The 2,151-nt window shown below is 66.2% G+C and carries 5 protein-coding genes; all 5 read right to left on the bottom strand.

The genetic code is table 11. The features are described 5' to 3' along the window. Window positions 1-625, bottom strand: a 625-nt coding sequence (locus BFP90_RS00615; protein WP_065895709.1) for a prepilin-type N-terminal cleavage/methylation domain-containing protein, incomplete at its 3' end; no start/stop codon positions are given. After that, window positions 622-984, bottom strand: a complete 363-nt coding sequence (locus BFP90_RS00610; protein ID WP_065895708.1) for a type II secretion system protein — start codon at window positions 982-984, stop codon at window positions 622-624. The genes BFP90_RS00610 and BFP90_RS00615, both read right to left, overlap by 4 nt. Further along, window positions 981-1,412 carry a type II secretion system protein gene (locus tag BFP90_RS00605; protein WP_065895707.1) on the bottom strand — a complete coding sequence of 144 codons (432 nt, stop codon included), beginning with the start codon at window positions 1,410-1,412 and terminating at the stop codon, window positions 981-983. Before BFP90_RS00605 ends, BFP90_RS00610 begins: the two co-directional genes overlap by 4 nt. Before the next feature lie 9 nt (window positions 1,413-1,421). Next, on the bottom strand, window positions 1,422-1,847 hold the full coding sequence (gspG, locus tag BFP90_RS00600) for a type II secretion system major pseudopilin GspG (protein WP_083203132.1): 426 nt from the start codon (window positions 1,845-1,847) through the stop codon (window positions 1,422-1,424). Between the two features lie 20 nt (window positions 1,848-1,867). Beyond that, window positions 1,868-2,151, bottom strand: a 284-nt coding sequence (locus tag BFP90_RS00595) for a type II secretion system F family protein (RefSeq protein WP_176717993.1), incomplete at its 5' end; no start/stop codon positions are given.

Genomic DNA, 2,151 nt, shown 5'->3' with positions numbered 1-2,151 from the left:
CGGGGCCCCCACTCGACAGGTTCAAGCGCAGCGCGATCACCTGGGTGACCCAGGGCACCGGCCCATTGACGCGCGCCGCAATCCGCACCGCCGAGGGCAAACGCCGGGTCCACGGCCACTCGCTGATCCAGCCGGTGGCGCTGCCCTTGGGCGACACGCCGCGATAGCTGAACTGCAGATCTTCGACCCCTTTCAATAACACCTGTGGCTCACTGCGCGACGCCGGCACGCTGACCTGCGCTTGAGGCTCAAACCGCGCGAACGCCACCTGCAAATCGCGCTGCGCCTCGGCGCCGGTCAACTGCAGGGTGAAGCGCTGAATCCCGCCACCGAGCACGCCCGGCAGGGTCGCGACAAACTGCATGCGCTGTGGGCTGCCGGCGAAGAACCCGTCGGTCTGGCTGTCGTCCTCGGTCACGTCCAGGGGCAGCGCCTCGCTGATCGCCGTGCGCAAAAACTGCTGCGCAGCCCGTATTTCATCCAGGCTGACCGTGTAGCGCTGCGCCTTGAGCACCGCGCGATTGGCCCCCAGCAGCGCGCCACCGACCAGGGTCAGTAATACACCGAGCAGGCTCAGCACGATCATGATTTCGAGCAGGGTGAAGCCCTGCTGCCGGCGCGTCACAAACCGGCCCCTGCCGCACGCAGTTTCAAGGTGCTGAAACTGGCGTGGCGCGGCCCCTCGCTGACCGTCAGGTCGAGGCGAAACAACTGCGGCAGGCCGATCCGCGTGGGCTGTTGGGCGATGCGCAGTTGCCAGGCGATGCCGTCCAGATCGCCTTGGCGCACGCCATTGGCCAGGGGACCTGCTGCTTCCTGGTCCATCACGCTGACGGCAGCATGGCTCAGGCGATCGCTGTGGGCGACGTGCAACAACGAGCGCGCGCTCTGGCCGAAGGCGACCAGCAGCACCGTGCTGCAGATCGCCATGAGCGTCAGCGCGGCGAGCATTTCCAGCAGGGTGAACCCGGCTTGCCGCTTCATGGCAGCGCCCTGGACTGCACACTGCCGGTCAGCCAGCCAATATCGATGCGCCAGCGCCGGCTGCCATTGGCCAACAACAGGTTGCCGCCGGTGGAACTGCCATCGGGGTAGAACTCCACCGCCGAGCCTGCATGTTCGGCCGTGTGCAGGGTGACTTGCAGGTCGGCCGGCCAGTGTTTTTTCGGGCGGCCCGGGGCCTGGAAGCTGAGGCTGCGCAAGTCGAACGACGTGCTTTGCGGGGTGCCGCTGACAATCGCCCGCGCCCGCGTGCTGCGCAACGCCTCGACCATCTGCCCGACCGCCTGGCGCTCCTTGGCGGCGCGCAGGCCTTGTTGCAGGCCAAAACCCACCAAGCCGGCCGCGATGCTGATCAAGACGATCACCACCAGCATCTCCAGCAAGGTAAAACCACGTTGGGCGTTGGCCATGTTCAGCGGTTATTCCCAGTTGCCCAGGTCGGCGCTGTAGCCTTCGCCGCCGGGTTGGCCGTCCTGACCGTAAAAGATCAGGTCGAACGCGCCGTGCTCACCAGGGAAGCGATAGCCGAAGGCATGGCCGAACGGGTCCTTGAGGTCCGACGGCTTGGCATACGGGCCGGCCCAGCCGGCGCTGTTGCCCGGCTTGTCGACCAGTTGCTGCAGGGACTTGGGCGGCGAGCCGACGTCCAGGCCGTAGCTTTCGATTTTCATGCTCAGGCTGGCCAGTTGCGCCTTGCCGGCGCCGTACTTGCCCTTGTCCACGTTACCGCCAACCTGGCGCACAACGATGGTCGCGACGATGCCCAGCAGCACGATCACGGCGAGCATTTCCAGCAGGGTAAAACCGCCCTGGCGGCGGGCGGGCTTGAATCGGTTTTGGCGCATGGGTAAGGGTCCTTGAGGGTTCATATATTGCTGGTCAGGCTCATCAGCGGCAGCATGATCGCGAGCATGATCACCGCCACCAGCACCGCCATGACCACGGTCAGCGACGGCACCAGCGCGGCGAGCAGGCGGTCGATGCCGCGCTTGGCTTCAACGTCGAACACATCGGCGACCTTGAGCAGCATGCTGTCGAGTTCGCCGGCCTGTTCGCCGACTTCAATCATTTGCAGCGCCAGGTCGGGCAGCAACGGCTGCGCGCCGAAGGCACTGGCCAGGGTGCCGCCGCCCTTGACGGATTCGGCGG

Origin of the sequence: Pseudomonas sp. 24 E 13, from assembly GCF_900004715.1 — a bacterium.
GTDB classification, from domain to species: domain Bacteria; phylum Pseudomonadota; class Gammaproteobacteria; order Pseudomonadales; family Pseudomonadaceae; genus Aquipseudomonas; species Aquipseudomonas orientalis_A.
The sequence above is the reverse complement of the archived record's forward strand: the minus strand, read 5'-3'. Positions and strand labels throughout refer to the sequence as shown.

Coding starts and splice junctions, on each gene's coding strand:
- BFP90_RS00610 (WP_065895708.1), bottom strand. CDS start 984: ATGAAGCGGCAAGCCGGGTTCACCCTGCTGGAAATGCTCGCCGCGCTG.
- BFP90_RS00605 (WP_065895707.1), bottom strand. CDS start 1,412: ATGGCCAACGCCCAACGTGGTTTTACCTTGCTGGAGATGCTGGTGGTG.
- gspG (WP_083203132.1), bottom strand. CDS start 1,847: ATGCGCCAAAACCGATTCAAGCCCGCCCGCCGCCAGGGCGGTTTTACC.